Raw genomic sequence first — 19,415 nt, forward strand, 5'->3', positions numbered from 1 at the left:
GCTCCCAGGGTCTCGTACTCCGGGCCCGGGCCCGGGCCCATGGCGTAGGGCCCTTCCTCCACCTGGACCACCGGCTTGCAGCGTACAAGACAGAAACGGCAGGCGCGCCTCCTCACCAGGATCTCCTCGGTGAGGGTGATCCCGGAGAGGCGCTCCCCTCCCTCCTCCCATATCCCCAGCCCCCAGTTGCGCGTGGGCACGTCCCCCTCGATCATCTTGGATTCCATGTTGCTGGGGGTCCCGAAGGCGCGCAGGGCCTTGGTCATTCCGCTCCGCTCCACACGCGCGGTGTACTTCCCGGCCAGCTCCTCGAACTTCTCCGGGTCCTTGTAGGCCATCCTCATGTCCCCCTTGGCCACCACGGCCTTGAGGTTCTTGGAGGCCATCACCGTGCCCATCCCCGTGCGCCCGAAGACGTGCCCGCAATCGTTGACGATGCTCCCGAAGGGGATGAGGTTCTCGGAAGCGGGGCCCACGGCAAGCACCTTGTAGGTCTTGCCGTGCCTCTTCTTGAGGATGTCCGTGGTCTCGTAAGTGTCCTTGCCCCAGAGGTCGGAGGCGGGCATGAGTCTCGCCGAACCCTCCTCCAGGAGCAGGTAAACGGGCTCCCCCGCCTTTCCATGGAAGAATATGGCATCATAGCCGCACCTCTTCATCTCCGGGCCGAAGTTCCCCCCGCAGGAGGACTGCCCCCAGATGCGGGTAAGGGGGGAACGCGATCCTACCGAGAAACGGCTGGAGCCGGCAAGCCCCACGCCGGTCAGAGGGCCGGCGGCGAAGATGAGCGGGTTCTCGGGATCCAGGGGCTCCGCCTCCAGGTGTCCGTGGTCGTAGAGCAGCTTGGCGGCAAGGCCCGCACCACCTATATAATCCCGGTACACCTCCTCGGGCAGCTCCCTTTCCTCAAACCCTCCGGAGCCCAGGTCCACGACCAGGATCTTTCCCGTGTTTCCGTATGCCATCAGCCCCTCCTTTCACCCGACTCTTCCCTATCGCGCCCCACACGGGGATGGTTCGCGCCGCCCGTCGGACCCACCGGCGGGGAGGTGGCAGACCCTCAGGCGGCGGGAGCAGGAAAAGGTGTCGTCAATCCTTTCCCCCGCACCCTTAAGCCAAAAAAGGGCGGAACAGAACGCAAGAAACGAGCATTACCGCCGATGAGGTAATTATATCCAAACGGCATCCCTCATACTACCGGCGGGTTTAGCAAGAGAGATCACCCCTTACGCCCCGTTGGTTTGCTTGTCTTGTCAGGACGAGAGGGTTGTCTCTCGTCCTTTTTCAACCGAAAGCGCCTATCGAAACGAATCAGCGCCGCCAATGAACGGCTCCCGTCTCCGGGCTGAGAGCGGGTGAGCCATGCCCGGTATGGGAGAGGCTCCCGGATGGAGTCCGGGCGCCTCTCTTCTCGTCCCGCCGCGTCAGGGCGTTGCGCCCCGTCCGCTCCCTATCGCCTCGCTTCGGCTTTCGCCGCCTCGCCTATCTCACGGCCTGGTCACGCTGACCACGTTGCTGGGACTGGAGTCCGCGGTCATGACCGGGAAGGGCGCGACATATCCGACGCTATTCCTTGCCAGGACGCGGTAATACCTCGTCCCGGCGAACGGCTCGGTATCCGTGTAGGCCACGCTGCCCGCGGGGAGCTCGGCCAGCAAGGACCAGGGGCCTCCCGCATCCGCCGCCCATTCCACTACGTAGGATGTCTCCGCCACCGAGTTGTCCGTCCAGGTGAGCAGCACTCCTCCAGGCCCGTCCGCCGCCTGCAGGCCGGAAGGGGGCCGCGGTGCCAGAAGGAAGGGCATGGAGTGCATCATGTCCATCTCCTCATGCCCCAGCAGGTGGCAGTGCAGGACGTACTCCCATCCGTAGTTGACCAGCTCGTTGGTGACCGTCACCGGATTGCCCTGCGGGTCGAAGTACCCACCCGGGCCTCCGCTGAGGACCGCGCCCAGGGGCATGGTGGGGTCGATGGGCCGCACGCTGTTGGGCAGCTCGAAGGGGAGATCGGGAGCCACCGGGCGCATGGCCACGATGATGTCCTCCAGGGGGTTGACCCGCACCGTCTCCTTCCATCCCAGCTCGTTGGGGTCGGGGGGAAGGATGATGTTGTCCCAGGCCACACGGTTGATGACCTGCACGTTGAAGAGGTGCCAGTGTATGGTGTGGGTGTCCACCCCGTTGTGGGTTATCTTCCATATCTGCGTGCCGTCTCCTGCCAGGGGCTCGGAAGGCGTGACGTTGTCCACGGTGATGTCCACCGGCGGGGAGGCGAAGGGGTAGAGGACGAAGCCCTTGTTCACCGGGCTTATGTTGCCGAGCTCCAGGCCCAGGAAACCGCTCATCCTACCGTACTCCTTGTCGTAGGCCTCCCCCATCTCGTCCTGGATGGCCTTGGACTGGAAGGGAATGGTAACCATGTTCCCGGAAAGAGTGCGGAAGGTCAGCGACGTGTCGTAGATGCGGGCGTAGGTATCCGCAGGGAAGTCGCCGCCGTAGGCCTTGTTGTAAGCCGCGTTGGGGACGATGATGGGATCCTGCGTGGCGGCGAACACGCCGGTGTGCCCGGGGGTGGTCTCGAACTCCGCCTGCAGCCTCTGCAGGTCGAAGGGGGCTGCCGGGTTGGTGGCCTTCACCCTTATCTGCATCACGGTGCGGATGTTGGGGCCGAAACCCGGAAGCGGCGTGGGGGCGCCCCCGGTGTCCGTGAGGTCCGGAGCACCGGTGTAGTAGTCGTAGCGCGGGTCGCGGGCCGGGTAGGCCGCCGGCGCGTCGTTGTAGAGGATGAGGGTCTTCCCGGCGAAGGCGGAGAAGTCCACTATCACGTCGGCGCGCTCCGCCGGGCCCAGGATGACCGTCCCCTGGGAGACGTTCCCGGCGTTGAAGGTGGTGGGGTCGGTATTCCAATCGATGGGGAGGTTGGGCAGGACCACCGGGTAAGGGAGGAAACCGCCCTCGTTCCCGATCTGTATCCATGACGGTCCGGCGGTGGCCGGGTCGGGCACCCCTCCCTCACGACCGTCGGTGGGCCAACCCGACGGATAAGCCGGGTTGGGCACGGCGGGGACCATCTTGACCTCCGTGAGGGTCCGCCCGTCGGGGGTCAATGTGTCCGGGTCCGCAAGATAGAGCTGAAGGTTGAAGAAGCGGTCGTTGGCCGCATTGAGGACGCGGAACCGATAGGCCTTGGGCTCCAGCTCCAGGTAGGGAGAGGCGGTGCCGTTGACCACCGGAGTGTCCATGAAGGCCTCCATGGCCATGCTCGGGGTGGGCGTGCCGGGTATCTCCGGCGGCTCCCAGGGAGCGTTCACCGGATCGTAATAGGGGTTGGGGACCGGCCCGTGGACCAGATCCTTGGTGGGAGGCCAGAACCAGGGCCCGTAGGACCAGCGGCCGAAGGCGTTCAGCCCGCCCGGGTCGGCCGGGTTCTGGTTGGGCATGTACACGTGGGGCATCCAGAGATTCCCCTTCCCTCCCCACTTCACCTTGTCCCAGGTGGGGTCCTGCCAGGCCAGCTGCTCGTCGTCGGGGACGAAGGTCTTGTCCTGGATGATCAGGGGTATCTGTTCGGCCGGGATGACCCCCCTGGCCACGAGGTCCTGCTCCACGGGGTCTTCAAGGAGATACGGGGAAGCCTCACCCGCATAGACGTTCAAACGGGTGATCCCGTAGGAGTGGTCGTGGTAGAACATGAGCCTCGCGCTCTGCTGGTTGGTGTAGTAGAAGGTCATGGAGCCGTCGCCGGGATCGTTGGAAGCCCCCGGCGTTCCCTCCGGCACGGGGTTCCCCGCGGCGTCGAACCACATGTCCGGTACGTAACTCACGCTGACCCCCTTGGGATAAGGTGTGTTCTCGCCGGCGGGGGTTATCCACTGATGGGGGGTCCCGTCGCTTATCCAGGGGGTGAACCCGCCGTGCAGGTGGATGGTGGCCCGGTTCTGGGTGTACATGTTCATGCCGTCCGGGCCCATCCCCGCCCCCATCACCGTGGTGTCCACGGGAAGGAAGAGATTGCCTCCCTCCCCCGTGGGCAGTTTGTTGGTGAACTTCACCCTCACGGGGCGGTCCCTCTGGGCCACGATCATGGGCCCGGTGTAGGTGAAGACGCTCACCGTGGGGTCCGTGGTGTTCGTCTGACGGTAGCCGCGGAGGGTGGTGGGTGGGAGGTCGCTGTGCAGTTGCTGGGTGTACTGGCCCAGTTCGATCTCGTAGTAATCGGAGCCGGGATAGGTGACAGTGTCGGGCACGGCAACCGGTATGTACTGCCCCAGGTTGTTGGCATTGGCGGAACCGACCAGTGGGAGCGAGTCCACGAACTTGCGCATGCCGGTACCGGCTATAACCCGCACCGCAGTGGTGAAGGCGAAGCCCATGACGTCGTGCCCGCCGGTCCACGAGCCCCGGTAGTTGAAATACATGGGCCGCTCAACCAGGATCTGCTGCCCGTTGGTGCACTCCACCTTGGCCGAGAAGTCGTGGGCCGAGTCGTCGGCGGTGCCCAGCTTGTTGCGGGGGTTGAGGGTGGCCCTGGAATTCTTGGGCACGGTGACCATCTCCGTGTCCACGGTCCCGTCCCCCCGGAAATAGGTCACTGTGACCTCCGCAGCGTTGAGGCCCGGGTTCTGGATGCTGAGGTAGGGATCGAAATCGGGGCGGGTGGTGCCCTCGGCGAGGTAATAGGTCCCGGTGATGGCCGAGGCACCCATCACCACGTGGCCCCCGTTCCATTTTCCCAGATAGTTGAAGTACATGGCCCGTTCGGCGACCAGCTTCTGTCCGTTTGTGCACTCCACCCGGGCCGAGAAGTCGTGGGCCGGGTCGTCGGCGGTGCCCAGCTTGTTGCGGGGGTTGACGGTGGCCCGCGAGTGGGCGGGAACGGTGAGCACGTTGTTGGCCAGGCTCCCGTCGCCCTCCATGTAGGTCACCGTGACGTCCGCGTCCAGGTCACCGGGGTTCTGGATGCATATGTAGGGATCGAAGCCCGGGCGGGTGGTGCCCTCGGCGAAGTAGATGGTGGAGGCGGGGGTGGTGGCCCCCACGGAGACGTGTCCGCCCGTCCACTTCCCGAGGTAGTTGAAGTACATGGGCCGCTCGGCCACGATCTGCTGGCCGTTGGTGCACTCCACCTTGGCCGAGAAGTCGTGAGCCGTGTCGTCGCCAACGCCCAGGACGTCGGCGGCGCTCACCGTGAGGCGGGAGTGGGGATCCAGGGTGAGTATCTGCTCCGCGGTCGTGGCGTCCCCCCTCATGTAGGTGATCCTCACCGTCGCCGTGAGGCCCCCGGGGTTCTGTAGGCATAGGTAGGTGTCGAAGCCCGGGCGGGTGGTGCCCTCGGCGAAGTAGAAAGCCGGGCTGGGAAGTGAATTGTCGATCACCGGGAGGGGGCTGGTGGCGTAATTGGGGTAAGGCCCGAAATAATGGGGCGTGGCCGTGGGATCGGGCATGGGAATCTGGGCAGCGGCGAAGTCGCCCGCCTTGAGGCCGGGCAACCTCATACCCGCCGCCTTGGCCCTCTCCGCCGCGGCCTCCCTCTCCTCGGGGCTAACCCGTCCGTCCCCAGGTGTGGACTCGACTCTGGAGGAGAGCCCCCGTCCTCCCCGCCCCGGGTACGCGTCGGCCGCGGCGCCTCCATCCCCACGGCCCGCCGGCGGTCCCCCGAAGACGCTCGCGACCGCCGAGCTCCCTCCACCCGAGGCAAGCATGCCCGCGAGGAGCACCGCCACGAGAAAAACGCAAAAAACAGCCCTCTTCGTGCGTATCCTCATCCTTTTCCTTACCTCCTTCTTATAGGGGCGCGTGAGGTTTATAGGGGCGCGTGAGGTCAACCAGCTCGGTTACCGGATGGGCCAATACAGCGGGCCTTCCCAGACGCAGCCTTTCCTCCGTGGCGGCCACCACGCCGCCATGCTCATATTATGCCCCCGGTTAAGGAAGATTAACGCGAGTCCCCAGAAGGACATGATGCATATCATGGGACCCGGGTCTTGGTTGTCGTTCGCGCGCGTTTCCCGGGGGCACGAGACCCTTTTTGCGAGCACCCAGGGTCTTAATGGTCGTCGCTCGCAAAGGCAAGGCCTGGCACCCTGGAGCATTCCAACCCGACAAGGGAGATCGAGTATCGGCATACGGACATGGGAACCGCTTTCATCCGGCCTGGGAACCCGGGGCATAGCTCGAATACGTGATCCGCGATTCATAACGGGATGTGACAGCCCGATGTTAGAGGTTATTGCCCGGCGTGCAAGCTCGAAACGCGTCCAAAGGGGATTGTCCTGTCTCACGGGGAGGTGATGCAGGAATGCGACTCGCCATACGGGCATAGGAACCGCTTTCATCCGGCCTGGGAACCCGGCGTACGGTCTGGAAATGGTCGGCCGGTCACACCGGAATGTGATACCGCGATGCGAGATGCTTTCGCCCCAGCCTGGAAGCCCGAGGCGCGAGAAAAGGGAGTGTAGCGATCCTACCGTGATCTGACCCCGCGACGCCAATCGATTTTATCCGGCGTTGAACCCACGGGCGCGGCCAGGCGGTGACGGCCACGGGAAGACGCATCGGAAAAAGGGGATATAAAACGCGGCCTCTCCCTTCACTCCGCGCGGTTGAACTGCCAGAGGGCCAGGGTGAAGAGGAAAACGCCGAACCCGACCATCACCAGCACGTCCATCCACAGCGGGTGGGCCTGCACGGGGAGCGAGGCCTGCCGAGCCAGGGCGGAGAGGCTCGAGGGGTCCGGATAACCCTTCCCCAGACCGATCCTCAGTATCTCCGGGTCTTTGAACCAGGCGGCGAACTGGGCGAGGTTTCCGGGCGCGCCCGCCGCCAGGTTAAGCCCCTTGAGCATTATCCCCCGCAGGGCGTCCACCCCGTAGGTAAGAGGGTCGATCTTGGTAAGGACGTCCATCCAGCGGGGGAGACCCTGCAGGGGGAAAAAGGCCCCGGAGAGGAAGAACATGGGCATGAGCAGGAAGTTCATGATTATAGGAAAACCCTCCATGGAGGTCATGCGCGCGGCCACGGCCACCCCCAGGGAGGTGAGGCTCAAGGACATGAGCACGATCAGCGGTATGACCGCCAGGACCTTCCACAGGGTGTCCAGACTGAAACCGTACACCCACGGGGTGAAGGCCAGGATGAGGAAGATGGCCCCCTGGATGAGAGCCGTCGTGGAGCCTCCGATGATCTTGCCCAGGGCCACGCTGGAACGGGGCACTGGTGACACCAGCACCTCCTTGAGGAAACCGAATTCCCGATCCCAGATTATGGAAATTGCCGAGAAGACCGAGGTGAAGAGGACGGTGAGGCCAAGGATGCCGGGGAACATGAACTTTATATAGGGGACATCCCCTCCCCCGAAAACCTTGAAGGCGCTCTGCATGCCCACCCCCAGGAGGGCCAGGTACATGATGGGCTGGGCGAAGCCCCCGATGCGGCGCGCCCTGTCCCGCCAGAAGCGCTTGAACTCCCGCACCCAGATGATGTATATGCCGCGCATGGCCCAGCGCATGCCCGACGACTTCCTCCCGGCGGGCAAGGCAGCCGCCTCGCCCTTCAACTCAACCGCCTTTTCCTCCAGCGCTCCCATCTATCTTTCCTCCAAACGGCTTGTCTCCCTATCGCTCACGGCCCGGCCACGACGCCGGCCCCGGACGTCAACGCGCGAACGGCGGCCTGACCCGGGTGACCATGCGCCTCATCTCCATGAGCCCGTCTGCCTCCTCGTCCCGTATCTCCCTGCCGGTCAGCTTGAGAAAGACGTCGTCGAGGGTGGGACGGTGCAGGCTTATGGACTGGATGCTCACGTCGAAGTCATGAAAGAGGCGCGGGATGAACTCCTCGCCGCGCTCCACCTCGAAGCACAGGCAGTCCCGGTCCTCCAGGATGTTCACCCCGAACCTCTCCTTGAGGAGCTCCTCGGCCCGTGCGTCGTCGTCGGTCTTGATGCGGATGATGTCCCCGCCCACCATGTTCTTTAGGTTCTCGGAAGTGTCCAGGGCGATTATCTTCCCGTGGTCGATGATGGCGATACGGTCGCAGTGCTCCGCCTCCTCCATGTAGTGGGTGGTGAGGAAGATGGTGATGTCCTCCCTCCTCTTCAAGTCCCCTATGTAATCCCAGATGTACTTACGGGTCTGGGGGTCCAGGCCTATGGTCGGCTCGTCCAGGAAAAGCACCCGGGGATGGTGGAGGAGCCCGCGGGCTATCTCCAGCCTCCTCTTCATGCCCCCGGAGAAGGTGATCACCAGGTCGTCGGCGCGGTCCAGCAGGTCCACCATCTCCAGGAGCTCGCGCTTGCGCTTCTCCCTCACCGCGTGGGGGACGGCGTAGACCACGGCGTGGAAATCCAGGTTCTCGTTGGCCGTGAGGCGATCGTCCAGGCTGGGGTCCTGGAAGACCAGCCCGATGCGCTGGCGTACCTCCCTCTTGTTCTTCACCACGTCGAACCCGTCCACCATGGCCTTGCCCGCGGTCGGAGAGAGCAAGGTGCAGAGCATGTTGATGGTGGTGGTCTTACCCGCCCCGTTGGGCCCCAAGAACCCGAAGACCTCTCCCCGCTCCACGGTGAAGGAGATACCGTCCACCGCCGTGAGGTCCCCGAATTTCCTCACCAAGCCCTCTACTTCAACCGCATGTTCTCCCATCGGTTCTCCCGTCATACGTTTCCGCGCTTCCGTTATCGCCCTCCGGCCTCACCGGCATCCGGGTCGCACCATGACGCCGAAACCATACTCGGCCTCTCTTCCGGCTCCTCTCCTCCGCCCCTCCGACATCCGAGGTGCCCTGCGGCAAGGACCCCTTCCTCACTCCCGGGCCTCGCGGTCCTTCCGCACATAAATAATTTAGCATTGCTAAATATAAATAAATTACGTTCTCCGCCCCTCCCTGTCAATGGCCGGGATGAGGTCCTTACCGCCGGCGGATGGAGGCCGTGCGTCTTTTCGCCCCGCGTCCTGGACACCGACGGCGAGCGAAGGCTCCGCCACCTCCCGGCTCGTCACCTCGCCGGGTCGCCGGTCGTCTCCTCCGCGTGCCCCACCTCCGGCACCCTCGCGTTGGAGAGTCTGGAGGTGAACTTCTCCAGCCAGTCGATGAAGGCCTCGATCTCCCGGAAATCCTCCTGCTCGATGAGTTCCAGGAACTGCTCCTTCTGCATCTCCCCCACCCTGTGCAGCAACCCCTTCCCCTTGCGGGTGAGCCGCACCAGGGTGACGCGACGGTTGGCGGGGTCCTTGCGCCGTTCCAGCCAGCCTTTCTCGCAGAGGTTGGCTATCATGCGGCTCGCAGTGGGGGCCGCCACCATCATGACCTCCGAGATGCCGGTGACGGTCATCTCGCCGTGGGCGTTGAGCATCTTCAGAAGGAAGAACTGGGGAGGGGTTATGCCGTATCGTCCGGCCACCCTGCGGAGAGCGTTACCGCGCGAGCGCATGATCACGGCCATGCTCTCCGCCAGCCGTTCCGCCAGTTCCTCACGCCGGTCCCGTTCCATATCCCTCTCCCCTTCACTGGCGCGAAACAACCCAGGCGCTCCTACATCCTCCTCCCCGCCGCTCGAGAACATTATGCCATACCGCTTGCCTTCCCAGATCCGCCTGGGTTCTCGGGAGCGAGCGCCCGCCTCTAACCGCTCCCGGAGAAACATCAATCCCCGCTCGACGCGCGCGTCCTCCTATTCTTCCTCATCGATGCTCCGGTGGTTTCTTCAGAGCAGGCGGGCGAAATCGCGCAGGTCGTCGAATTCCTCCAGCCTATCCACCGCTCCCGCTATCTCCTCGCGGCGCGCCTCGTCCAGGATACCCCGGGTGCACACGGCCAGCTTCTCCCTGACGTCCAGGGGGTTGAGGTAGGACCCTTTCATGGCCTCCGTGAACCTGGAGACCCTCCTCCCGTCGCGGAGCAGGAAGGTCACCTCCCCGGCGTTGACCCCTTCTTCCATCTCCTTCCAGTCGAGCAGTGGGTCCGCTGTGTAGGAGAAACGGCCCAGGAACCTCCGCAGCTCGGGGTCTTTCATGCGCCCTCTTTCGAACTGCGCCGCGGTGAGTTCCCGGTCCATGATGGCCACCGCCAAGGGATAGGTGGCATCGAAGAAGAGGGGCATGGGGGTCAGCCATTCCTCTGCCGCTATCCGGTCCATGAGCTCCAGGAGCTCCTCAACGGGCCGGCGCAGGAGGAGGGTCACCGTGGGGCACCTCACCTCCACCTTCCGGATATCCCTCCAGGTGAGGGAGTGCTCCTCCAGCAGGTCCAGCGCCGAATCCACCAGCGCGTCCAGCCAGCCGCAGCAGGGATAGAGCTTGGGGGAGTGGGTGTCCGTACGCCACTCCTCTCCCAGGCCTCTCACCATCTCCTCCAGGTCGTACCTCTCGAAGAGGGCGTTGGAGAAACCGTCGGGATGTTCGATGATTCCCCGGAATCCGTGCATGCCGTGGGCGGCCAGAGAGGCGGCGGTTATACCCGCCAGCACCGGGGCCCCGGTTATCATCCCCTTGGTGCCGGACATCCAGCCCGCGAAGCACTGGGTAAAGGGCGGGAAGCAGGCTATGCCCACGGCATCCATCATAGCCTCCCTGTCCAGACCCATGAGCTTGCCGGCCACGACGGCCGCGTCTATCTGGTGGTTGGGGCAGGAGTTGGTGAACAGGCGGCTGCGGATGTAGGCCTGCCCGGTGCGCCCGCTTATCTCGTTGCCGATGACCAGAGCGGTGAGGAAATCCCTTCCCGAGGCCCCCACTCCCTCCGCCACCGCCAGCGCCGCGGGGACGGTGGAGGCGCCCGAATGCTGGGACTTGAGGTAGTCCTCCCACTCCAGCGCCTGAGCGGCCACCGCGTTCACCATCCCCGCGGTACGCATGCTGGACCGGAAACCTCCTCCCACCACGGTGGCCTCTTCCCGGTCTCCCCAGGACCTCGCTGCCCGGTAGAGGGGCTGGAGGAAGTCGGCGCGGCTCCCGGCCAGCATGGCGGCGACGATACTCAATACCTGTTCCTTGGCGCAACGTACGGTGCGGGGAGGGATATCCTCGAAGGTGGTGCGACAGGCCCACTCGCAGAGTATCTCCGTCACCGGGATTTTCATGACCGCTCCCCTCCTCCCTCCGCTCCGGCCTCCGCCCGCGAAAGGTTTACCATGGCCTGCAGCACCGTGGAAAACCTTTCCACAAGTGCCAATTGGTCTAGCCTTACCGTGTCCCTCCGGGGTTCCGGGTCCATGCGGAATATGGCACAGAAGGGCTTCTCGCCGTTCAGGATGCGCCGCCACTGCTCCAGTGTGGTGCACATGAAGGCATGGGCCCAGGGGTCCTTCCCCTCCTCCAGGTGCATGCCCTCGCCGGAGATGTGGAGGGTGAAGGATTCGCCCTCACGCACCATTAAAACCAACTTGCGGTCAAGGAGGTCCTCGATGATGCCCATCTGGACCATCAACGGAGTGAGCTGGCTCCAACGCGCGGCCACTTCCTCCAACCTCACGCGGAGGTCGAATTCATGCACGCCCATAATCCTGTCCTCCCCTCCGAAATCCCGCGATAACCAACACGTTGCCGCACTGCTTCCGACGTCACCGCATTCCACCCTCCGGTGGCTCATGGCCCGGCGATCCGCAAGCCCCTCAAGATCGCCGGCGGTCGAGGTCTCGCGTACTCCCGGCGCGGTCAGGGGCGCTCAGGAGGCCAGGCGGTCGCGTGCGAACCCACCCAGCCTCTCCACGGCCTCCTTGCTCTCCGGTACCGTGGGGGAGAAGAACTGCCAGACGTGGAACATCCCCTCTTCCACCTCAAGGCGAACCTCCACCCCGGCCTCCTCCGCTCTTCGGGCCAGGCGCCGGGCGTCGTCGAGCAATATCTCCTCCGTTCCCACCTGGATGAGCATTGGGGGGAGCCCCCTGAGGTCGGCGTAAAGGGGGGAGGCAAGAGGGTCCCGCGGGTCCCTACTCCCCAGGTACAGGCGGGCGTAATCCCGCAGTATCTTCGGGGTGAGCATGGGATCCTTTCGGCCCACCGTCCCGCAGGTCCCCCCCGTGACCTCCAGGTCGGTCCACGGGGAGAGGAGCAGCGCCGCTGCGGGAAGGGGGTCGCCGGCCTCCCGCAGGTAGACCATGAGCGCCACCGCCAGGCCACCCCCCGCCGAATCGCCGGCGACGGCCACCCTATGCGGCGCGTATCCCCTGGAAAGCAGCCAACGGAAAGCCGCGGCCGCGTCCTCCACGGCGGCCGGGAACGGATCCTCTGGCGCCAGGCGGTAGCCGACGATCAATGCCCGGCAACCCGCCGCGGAGGCGATCTGGGAGGCCAGCGAACGGTGGCTGTCGATGCAGCCTATGGCGTACCCTCCGCCGTGGAGGTAAAGGATCGCCTTCCCCGCCTCGCAGCCCTCGGGGATGAGCCATTCCGCGGGGATGCCGGGGAGATCGGCGGGTTCGCTCCTCACCCCGGGCACCTTACGCGCCAGGCGCGGAGCCACCTTGTCGAACAGGAAACGCCGGTACCTGAGGGGCGCGTAACCGTAAAGGGTGAGCAGGGTGTCCAGGCGCACAAGGGCTTTCGCGAGCCGGAACTGAAGACTGGGCATGGGGCCACCTCCATAATCTTCCAGGAGCCTCCGCCGACCTACTCCGCCGTTTCCAACATTATCCCACAACTCGAAAGGGCCGCAGCGGAGAACCCGATTCCCCCGGTTTTCCCGGAATGCAGGCTCCGGGTCTCTGTCGACGATCGTCTCTTCGCAAGGGAGGGTTTACACGGAGGGCTCGAGAGTTGCGGTCGAGGAGGACCAAGGTCTCGCTTGGCGCCGGGCCTTGCGGGCGGTGGGCACCGGAGGCCCCTTCGGCTATCCGTTCTCTCGACTTCCAGGGTTCCCGGCCCTGTACGCACCTCGCGGCGCGGAAGATCCTCGAGGTATGTCGTCCGGCACACGTCTAACGGGGCCCCAGTTCCCAGGAAAACCCAAGCTTTAAGCGCCGCGGTCCCCTGCCGACGGCGTTCGGTAATTCCACTGCCTTCCCGGTAGTTTCTCGGAAGTCCGGCCGCTCATGCCCCTCAAGGAAAGGCACCGTCTCAGGGGCGCTCGGCCCAATAATCGAGGAAGCCGCGCATCACCGCCCAGTACCACTCCTCGTCGAAGCCCATGAAGGCGCAGTGCGAACCTGTGGGGAGCACCCAGATGTCCAGGTTGGGGTTGCCGCGGGCGGCCAGGCGCAACTCCTCCATCTCCTCGACCGGACAGACGGGGTCGTCCTCGGCATGCACCAGGAGGACGGGGTACTCCAAACCGTCCACGAAGTTCCTGGGGCTGCACAAGGCGTAGATGGCCTCCTCGCTCTTCCCGTAATGGGGAGCCACCACCTCCCGCACGTAGCGCCTGAAGTCGGGGGAAAAGGGCCTGTCGCCCAGGGTGGCGACCGCCTCGTCGTCGCCCCTGCGCAGCATCTCCAGGCGCCTCATCTCCGTCAGGAGGACGAAGACCGCGTAATAGGGGAAGAAGGGATCGCCCACCGGAGGGCGCCGGCTGAAACGGGATACGATCCTCTCCAAGGAGGCGAAACCGCTCCAGGCCATGACCCCTCCTGTGATATAGGGATAGAGGTCGTTCTGATGGGCGGCGTTCAGCACCGCGCTCGCCCCCAGGCTGTAACCCACAGCCCCTACGGTGGTAACTTCTTCCATACGGCCCAGGAAACGGCAAGCCCCAAGGATGTCCTGTCCCTCCTTCCAACCCCCCGTGGAGGGGGCGTGGGAGAGGTCCCGGCTCTCGCCGAAGTCGCGCAGGTCCAGGGCCAGGACGTTGTAGTCCCATTCCGAGAAGGCCTTGAGGGCCGCCTCCATGATGTAGTTCTTGTTCTTGGAGCCGTGGAAGCCGTGACAGAAGACCACCCCGGGGCGTTTCCTGCCGTCGCGGTGCAGCCCCAGCACCCCCACCAGAGGTGTGTCGTCCAGGCTGGGAAAGACCACTTTCTCGAAGGTGTCCGGGTAGGGATGGGGCCCCTCCGGCCTGGAGCCCAGGATGTCCGTGCTTATCCTGGAAAAATCCGGTGCGTAGGCGTTCGCGAGCGCTAGGAAGCGAGGCTTGCGCGGCGAGAACGGGATCTCGCGCAGCCTCTCGCCTATCTCCCTCATGCTCCTCCCGCTCATCCCTTACCTCGACGACCTTCCGAAGTCCTTTTGACACCAGGCCTTCCAGCTCTTGCCCGTCCCGGAATGGCCCACGTACAGGTATTCGCAAGTCCCGGGCCTTAAGGTCTTTACGCTCCCCCAGAGGACAGCGCTCACTCCGTGCCCCGCACGGCTATCCACCGATCTCACCGATCCCCTCCTTCAGCTTCCTGAGGGCCGAGGACAGGGCGGCGGCTTCCGCATCCGTGAGCCTGCCCATGATCTTTTCCCCCAGCCGGTCTATCTCCGGAACCACCTTCTCCTTCAGGTTCTCCGCGAGCTTCCTCCCTTTCTCGGTCAGAGAGACATACACCACCCGTCTGTCGCCGCGGCTGCGCCTCCTCCTCACCAGGCCCTTGGCCTCCAGCCTGTCCACCAATCCGGTAACCGAGCAGCGGGCGCGGGAAAGCCCCTCGCTCAACTGGCTCAGAGTCTGCGAACCTGACCTGCTCAGGAGGAGGATGGCCCGGAACTGGACGAAGGTCACCTGGTTCTCGCGCAGCCATCCGGCCGCCCTCTCGTTCCAAGCCTCCGCTATACCCGTGACCGCTTCGAGTACCCTCTCAAACCCTTCCTTCATTACTTCCGCTCTGTCCGCCATGACCTTGATCCGATGCCATGCATACAAATATTTTATATATAAAGTTTTTATATCAAAATATTATAAATGAATCCTGACCTCGGGAAATACGTCACGGCAGGTTATTGATCCCCGGGCGAGAGACGATTATAATTAGCCTGAACATTGGCTCCACCGCGTCAAACCAGGTCGGCTGCATACGATTCGCGGTGCAGAACAATTGTCGGAGTCGGGTTTCCCTTCTCTCAGACATCATGGAGGTGATGGCCTTATGTCCGAAAAGCCCTGGCACCGCCACTACGATTACAACGTCCCCACCACGCTCCGTTACCCGCGCCTCGGCGCCCACGAGATCCTGGGAATCCCTTGCAAGGCATACCCGGACAAGGCTGCCCTCAATTTCTACGGGAGCGAGATGACCTTCTGGGAGCTCCGTGACCGGGCGATGCGTTTCGCCAACGCCCTGGAGGCCCTGGGGGTGCATAAGGGAGACCGCGTCGGCCTGCACCTTCCCAACTGTCCCCAGTACGTCATCTCCTACTTCGCGGCCCTCTCCATAGGCGCCGTCGTGGTGAATCTCAACCCCCTCTACACGCCGGACGAGCTGAAGCACATAGCGGGCACCACCGGCCTGTCCGCGCTGATAACCTTCGACATGGTGCTGCCCGTCGTCCGCGCCCTCGTGTCGGAGGTAGACATCCCCGTGGTCATCGTGACCAAGGTCACCGATTTTATAAAGGGCATGGAGGTGAGCACGGCAGAGAGCCTGGAACTTGAGGAGAAATGGCATCATTTCTCCACCCTCATCGAGGGCGTGGCCAGCCCGAAACGGAGCCGTGTGCAAGTAAACCCGGAAGACCCCGCCCTCATCCAGTTCACCGGCGGGACCACCGGCGTGCCCAAGGGAGCCGTGCTCACCCACGCCAATCTGGTGGCCGGTACCCTGCAGTGCTCCATGTGGGGCAACCCCACCATCTCCCTCATTCCCCCGGAGAGGCGCAACGTGGTGGCCGTGCTCCCGTTCTTCCACGTCTACGGAAACATCGTCGTCCTCAACTGGGCCACCTTCTGCTGCGCGACAATGATTCTCATCCCCCGCTTCGACATCGAGGAGGTCATGAACATCCTCTCCGGGTTCGAGGAGATAACCTTTTTTCCCGCCGTGCCCACCATGATCAACGCGGTCATCAACCACCCCCGCGCCGAGGAGCTGAGGCTGGACCGCAAGCTGGGACTGTTGAACTCCGGGGCGGCGCCCATGCCCGTTGAGCTCATCGAGAAGGTCAAGGACATGGGCATCTACTTCAGCGAGGGATACGGGCTCTCCGAGTCGACTGCCCTGGGCATCGCCAACCCCATCCTGGGCCTGAAGAAGGCTGGGAGCATCGGCATTCCTTTCCCCGACAACGACGTGCGTCTGGTGGACGTGGAGGAGGGCGTAGAGGAGGTCCCGCGGGGAGAGCCCGGGGAGATAGTGATGCGGGGCCCCCTCATCATGCAGGGTTACTGGGACAATCCGGAGGAGACCGCCGCGCAGCTCAGGGAGGGGTGGCTTCACACCGGGGACATAGCCATCCGCGACGAGGACGATTACTTCTTCATCGTGGACCGCAAGAAGGACATGATCATCTCCGGCGGGTACAACGTCTACCCGCGGGAGATCGACGAAGTCCTCTTCCAGCACCCCAAGGTGGCGGAGGCCGTGGCCGTGGGCATCCCCGACGAGTACCGGGGCGAGACCATCAAGGCCTTCGTGGTCCTCAAGCCGGGGGAGGAGGCCACCGCCGAGGAGATCATCTCCTTCTGCCGGGAGAAGCTGGCGGCTTACAAGGTGCCCCGGAGCGTGGAATTCCGCTCCGAGCTCCCTAAATCGGTGGTGGGTAAGGTCCTGCGCAAGATACTCCGCGAGGAGGAGGCGAGAAAGAGGAAAGCCGAGGAACAGATCTGACCATGGCCCGGTATGCCCACCTACCGGCAGGCCTCGGACGACGGCGAACGGAAGAAAAAACCGGGAGGGTGGACGAGCCCCTCAGGCCCGTGGAAAAGAGCCTCCGGGATAGCGAGGAGGAACGCCTGCGAAACGTCGTCACTTCCGGATCCCCGGTGACCGGTGGGAGAGGGAACCGGCTTGTCGCCTCCTTTATACGGACTCCGCGCGCTCCTTGTGGGCGCGGTTCATGGCTTGGAAAGGCCTGCGGGACATCCTCTCCATCACCGGCATGACCAGTGGAGCGAGCAGGCCCCTGACCACCGCGCCGTGCCTCAGCAGAGTGGCCCCTTCCGACCGGGGCTCCAACACCCAGTAATGTTCGAAGTCGAAAACCCAGGGAAACAGGGACCGGCCTCCCCACCGCAGCTCTCTCTCCGCATCCACGACCCGCAGCAACGGATGGAATATTCTTCCTTTTCTCCTCCCCTCGGGTCTAAAGTGGACCTTCAACCTGGCCCCCTTCCTGATCTCGCCCTCCGCCCGCCTTATCATGGGGTTCCATTCCGAGTAGGAGGAAAGGTCCGTGAGCACCTCCCAGACCCGGCGCGGAGAGGCCTTGATGACCACGCTGGTGACCATTTCCTTTTCCGGCATCCGCATACCTCCACCTCATCCGGAAATCGCCTCGGGAACGGGGCTTTCGCCCATAGCGATCACCGCCTCATCCTAATCTAGGGGGCGGCCGAACCGGCTGCGGTACTCGAACTGGTCGTGAGAGGCCACCAGCGTCACGTCGCCCACCAAGTCCCTGAGCCTCTCGAGGCGGGACAGGGCCCGGGGAAGGCTCATATGGGCCACGGCGCGGAAACCCGCGACCCCTACGGGGGCCTTTCCTTTTTCCCTCAGTTCTTCCATCACGTAATAGGCGTCCCCGCAGTGCAGAAGCCATCCCTCTCCGGTTTCCACAAGAACGCCGCAATGCCCGCGGGTATGGCCCTGCAGGGGGACCAGGAAGAGGCTTTCCGGTAGGCCGCGCAGGGGGATGCGCATCAGCCCGCGCCACTCCTCTCCCTCCCTCTCGTCGTAGGCCACCCAATGCGGGCCGTGGGCGAAGTGACAGGGGCGGTATCTCTCCCTTTCCCGCGCGCTGCGCGGGGAGAGGGCCGCCTCCATCTCATCCCGCAACACGTGAACGCTGGCGCTGGGAAAATCCGGAAGCCCACCCGCGTGGTCGCGGTCCAGGTGGGTGCAGACGATATCGCACACCCGATCCGGATCGTAGCCGAGCCGCTTCACCTGTTCCCTGGCCGTAAGGCGGACATCCATACGCGGGTTAAGAAGCCAGGCCCCGAACCTGCCCAAGCGGGTCGGGTCACTCACGTCCCGGGTCCCAAAACCGGTGTCCACCAGCACCAGACGGTCCTCTTCCTCCAGGAGAAGGCAGAGGCAAGGGACCCTGTCCAGATGGGGGACGAAGAGCGGGGCCAGGCGGGGATGCATGAGGCCGCAGTTGAGAAAGCGGACCTTCATTACCACCACCCCTTCTCAAGCCGGCGTTCCCGCCGCCGCAAGCCGTTCCTGCAGCCACTCGAATGTCAGGTCCAGCCATTCCCGGTAATGGCCCATGGCGCAGTGGTCGTCACCCTCGTAGAGCTTCAGGAAGCCCCTCCTGGCCCTCATGGACAGTAGCACGGAGTCCCTGGTCCCCAGAAGGGTGTCCTTCTCCCCGTTGATGACCAGAAGGGGTATCTCGATCTTGCGGCAGAGGTCCTCCTTCACCAGGGAAAGCTCCCGCAGGCGGGAGGCCATCTCGGACATGTTCCGCGCCCCGGTGACCTTGAGGAGCACGGAGACGATTATCTCCGGGGTCCCCAGGGCATTGCCGGGGCCGAAGGCGTGATGCACGGGCGCCCCGCAGGCCACCGCGCAGCTCAGGCGCGGGCTCCTCGCCGCCATCCTGGCCGCCCAGTATCCGCCGAAGCTGGTCCCCACCATGGCCATGCGCCCGGCGTCCACGCGGGGATGGGAAGCGAAGTGCTCTATCACCCCGTGATAGACGGCCTCGGACCCCGGGGACATGGGGTTCCGGTAGGAATAGGTGCCGGGCATCTCCATGAGGAACACCCCCATGCGGGCTTCCCGGTACCTGAGTAGGGGGAGGGCCAGCTCCTGGACCGTCCCCTCCAGGCCGTTGGTGACGATGACCATGGGGACGCGGTCCTCGCCCTCCGGGAAGCGCTGGTACCCGGTGACCTCCTCCCCTCCCACCTCCAGGGTCACCTTCTCCAGGCGGTCGTCGAGGAGCGCGGCCAGCCGCTCGGAGAGCTCGCGCGCCTTCCGGTAGGCCTCCATCCTCAAGGGGGTGGTGCCCGGAAAGGCGCTCACCGTGTAGTAGGTGACCGCCTTGATAAGGGCATCCTTTCCCCGCTCCCGCTCCGCCGCCTCGTCCTTGCCGAGAAGTCCCTCGGCCTCCTCCTCGTACCCGGCGGCGATGTCGTTCCAGTAAGCGCACCACGCCTGTTCGCGGAAGGACCTCAGGCCCTCCAGCTGGGCGGCGAAGACATCGGGGTCGAGGCCCCCATGTTGGCGTAGCGCAGCCGGAAGAGCTGGGGCAGGAAGGGGTGCACCCCCAGGCGGTTGGCCGCTCTCTCCGTCTGCCCGGAGACCAGGCATAGGGTGGTGAAGAGGTCCTTCAAGATCATGCTCGCCTCCTTCTCCAGAACATGGCACCTATACGGGAGGGCTTGTGCCTTGTTGCCGC

At 64.4% G+C, this 19,415-nt stretch carries 14 protein-coding genes; 1 reads left to right on the top strand and 13 read right to left on the bottom strand.

Annotation, left to right across the window (positions count from 1 at the left end; all coding sequences use genetic code 11):
* From H7007_RS03660 to H7007_RS03705, 10 genes are all read right to left on the bottom strand, one after another.
* Positions 1 to 962 (bottom strand): aldehyde ferredoxin oxidoreductase N-terminal domain-containing protein (locus H7007_RS03660; RefSeq protein ID WP_287153144.1); only part of this gene is annotated, 962 nt, incomplete at its 3' end.
* A gap of 522 nt (positions 963 to 1,484) precedes the next feature.
* Entirely contained in the window at positions 1,485 to 5,762 is a 4,278-nt protein-coding gene (locus H7007_RS03665; protein ID WP_287153145.1) for a DUF5719 family protein, read from the bottom strand.
* Between the two features lie 824 nt (positions 5,763 to 6,586).
* On the bottom strand, positions 6,587 to 7,582 hold the full coding sequence (locus H7007_RS03670) for an ABC transporter permease (RefSeq protein ID WP_287153146.1): 996 nt from the start codon (positions 7,580 to 7,582) through the stop codon (positions 6,587 to 6,589).
* Between the two features lie 67 nt (positions 7,583 to 7,649).
* A complete protein-coding gene (locus tag H7007_RS03675; RefSeq protein WP_287153147.1) occupies positions 7,650 to 8,639 on the bottom strand; it encodes an ATP-binding cassette domain-containing protein in 990 nt (329 codons plus the stop codon).
* A gap of 353 nt (positions 8,640 to 8,992) precedes the next feature.
* Positions 8,993 to 9,487, bottom strand: a complete 495-nt coding sequence (locus H7007_RS03680; protein WP_287153148.1) for a MarR family winged helix-turn-helix transcriptional regulator — start codon at positions 9,485 to 9,487, stop codon at positions 8,993 to 8,995.
* 213 nt (positions 9,488 to 9,700) lie between these two features.
* On the bottom strand, positions 9,701 to 11,074 hold the full coding sequence (locus H7007_RS03685) for an MmgE/PrpD family protein (protein WP_287153149.1): 1,374 nt from the start codon (positions 11,072 to 11,074) through the stop codon (positions 9,701 to 9,703).
* Positions 11,071 to 11,493: a hypothetical protein gene (locus H7007_RS03690; RefSeq protein ID WP_287153150.1), complete on the bottom strand. Its 423-nt coding sequence runs from the start codon at positions 11,491 to 11,493 to the stop codon at positions 11,071 to 11,073. Before H7007_RS03690 ends, H7007_RS03685 begins: the two co-directional genes overlap by 4 nt.
* Positions 11,494 to 11,658: 165 nt before the next feature.
* Complete coding sequence (locus H7007_RS03695) at positions 11,659 to 12,564, bottom strand: alpha/beta hydrolase (RefSeq protein WP_287153151.1); 906 nt, start codon at positions 12,562 to 12,564, stop codon at positions 11,659 to 11,661.
* A gap of 485 nt (positions 12,565 to 13,049) precedes the next feature.
* On the bottom strand, positions 13,050 to 14,108 hold the full coding sequence (locus H7007_RS03700) for an alpha/beta hydrolase (RefSeq protein WP_287153152.1): 1,059 nt from the start codon (positions 14,106 to 14,108) through the stop codon (positions 13,050 to 13,052).
* Between the two features lie 169 nt (positions 14,109 to 14,277).
* Positions 14,278 to 14,724, bottom strand: a complete 447-nt coding sequence (locus tag H7007_RS03705) for a MarR family winged helix-turn-helix transcriptional regulator (RefSeq protein ID WP_287153153.1) — start codon at positions 14,722 to 14,724, stop codon at positions 14,278 to 14,280.
* A 271-nt stretch (positions 14,725 to 14,995) separates the two neighbouring features.
* Between H7007_RS03705 and H7007_RS03710 the strand changes: the two genes are divergently transcribed.
* Complete coding sequence (locus tag H7007_RS03710) at positions 14,996 to 16,672, top strand: long-chain-fatty-acid--CoA ligase (protein ID WP_287153154.1); 1,677 nt, start codon at positions 14,996 to 14,998, stop codon at positions 16,670 to 16,672.
* 192 nt (positions 16,673 to 16,864) lie between these two features.
* Here the strand turns inward: H7007_RS03710 and H7007_RS03715 are convergent, their stop codons facing one another.
* From H7007_RS03715 to H7007_RS03725, 3 genes are all read right to left on the bottom strand, one after another.
* Entirely contained in the window at positions 16,865 to 17,308 is a 444-nt protein-coding gene (locus tag H7007_RS03715) for an SRPBCC domain-containing protein (protein WP_287153155.1), read from the bottom strand.
* Positions 17,309 to 17,380: 72 nt separating this feature from the next.
* Positions 17,381 to 18,184 (bottom strand): MBL fold metallo-hydrolase, encoded by an 804-nt coding sequence (locus H7007_RS03720; RefSeq protein WP_287153156.1) that lies wholly within the window; start codon positions 18,182 to 18,184, stop codon positions 17,381 to 17,383.
* A 15-nt stretch (positions 18,185 to 18,199) separates the two neighbouring features.
* Complete coding sequence (locus tag H7007_RS03725) at positions 18,200 to 19,327, bottom strand: alpha/beta hydrolase (protein WP_287153158.1); 1,128 nt, start codon at positions 19,325 to 19,327, stop codon at positions 18,200 to 18,202.
* Between the last annotated feature and the right edge of the window lie 88 nt (positions 19,328 to 19,415).

Origin of the sequence: Candidatus Solincola tengchongensis (assembly GCF_015711935.1) — a bacterium.
Taxonomy (GTDB): Bacteria; Actinomycetota; Geothermincolia; order Geothermincolales; family RBG-13-55-18; genus Solincola_A; species Solincola_A tengchongensis.

Excerpts from the sequence above, each read along its gene's own strand:
- H7007_RS03665 (WP_287153145.1), bottom strand. The coding sequence starts at position 5,762 with ATGAGGATACGCACGAAGAGGGCTGTTTTTTGCGTTTTTCTCGTGGCG.
- H7007_RS03670 (WP_287153146.1), bottom strand. The coding sequence starts at position 7,582 with ATGGGAGCGCTGGAGGAAAAGGCGGTTGAGTTGAAGGGCGAGGCGGCT.
- H7007_RS03675 (WP_287153147.1), bottom strand. The coding sequence starts at position 8,639 with ATGGGAGAACATGCGGTTGAAGTAGAGGGCTTGGTGAGGAAATTCGGG.
- H7007_RS03680 (WP_287153148.1), bottom strand. The coding sequence starts at position 9,487 with ATGGAACGGGACCGGCGTGAGGAACTGGCGGAACGGCTGGCGGAGAGC.
- H7007_RS03685 (WP_287153149.1), bottom strand. The coding sequence starts at position 11,074 with ATGAAAATCCCGGTGACGGAGATACTCTGCGAGTGGGCCTGTCGCACC.
- H7007_RS03690 (WP_287153150.1), bottom strand. The coding sequence starts at position 11,493 with ATGGGCGTGCATGAATTCGACCTCCGCGTGAGGTTGGAGGAAGTGGCC.
- H7007_RS03695 (WP_287153151.1), bottom strand. The coding sequence starts at position 12,564 with ATGCCCAGTCTTCAGTTCCGGCTCGCGAAAGCCCTTGTGCGCCTGGAC.
- H7007_RS03700 (WP_287153152.1), bottom strand. The coding sequence starts at position 14,108 with ATGAGGGAGATAGGCGAGAGGCTGCGCGAGATCCCGTTCTCGCCGCGC.
- H7007_RS03705 (WP_287153153.1), bottom strand. The coding sequence starts at position 14,724 with ATGAAGGAAGGGTTTGAGAGGGTACTCGAAGCGGTCACGGGTATAGCG.
- H7007_RS03710 (WP_287153154.1), top strand. The coding sequence starts at position 14,996 with ATGTCCGAAAAGCCCTGGCACCGCCACTACGATTACAACGTCCCCACC.
- H7007_RS03715 (WP_287153155.1), bottom strand. The coding sequence starts at position 17,308 with ATGCCGGAAAAGGAAATGGTCACCAGCGTGGTCATCAAGGCCTCTCCG.
- H7007_RS03720 (WP_287153156.1), bottom strand. The coding sequence starts at position 18,184 with ATGAAGGTCCGCTTTCTCAACTGCGGCCTCATGCATCCCCGCCTGGCC.
- H7007_RS03725 (WP_287153158.1), bottom strand. The coding sequence starts at position 19,327 with ATGCCTGGTCTCCGGGCAGACGGAGAGAGCGGCCAACCGCCTGGGGGT.